Source organism: Methylophaga sp. UBA1464, assembly GCF_002325665.1.
Classification (GTDB): domain Bacteria; phylum Pseudomonadota; class Gammaproteobacteria; order Nitrosococcales; family Methylophagaceae; genus Methylophaga.
Genome location: NZ_DCSO01000084.1, coordinates 27,300 through 27,705 on the forward strand (window position 1 = coordinate 27,300; position 406 = coordinate 27,705).

The following is a 406-nucleotide window of genomic DNA, read 5'->3' on the forward strand; positions in this document are numbered from 1 at the left end:
TGGTACTGCCAAAGCTGGCGCTTCAGTGGCACAAGGTGCAACCTCAGCAATGCCTGCAATCAGTAAAGCTGTGTCTGACTCATCCGATTACTTTACGGATGCACTTTTGCGTACCGCTCCTGGTGCGGAAGTGGCACAACGTGCAGACGGCGAGGTTCGTGATGAAATATCCAATATTATCGTTCAGGCCTTGCGTGACGGGGAGCTAAATGAAGATGATAAACAATATATTGTGGGGTTAGTCGCTAACTATACTGAACTGGATGAAGGCGAGGCCGGGCAACGTGTCAATGCGGTAGTCGATCGAGCTCAGCAAGCGGCTGCCGACGCTGAACAGGCCGCGCGTGAAGCAGCTGATGCCGCATTGGAAGGGGCTACCTTTGCCTCGCTATGGATTTTTATCGCG

The 406-nt window shown here is 52.7% G+C and carries 1 protein-coding gene; it reads left to right on the plus strand.

The features are described from left to right. On the plus strand, positions 1-406 hold a 406-nt coding region (locus B3O33_RS10715), incomplete at both ends, for a hypothetical protein (protein WP_292363566.1).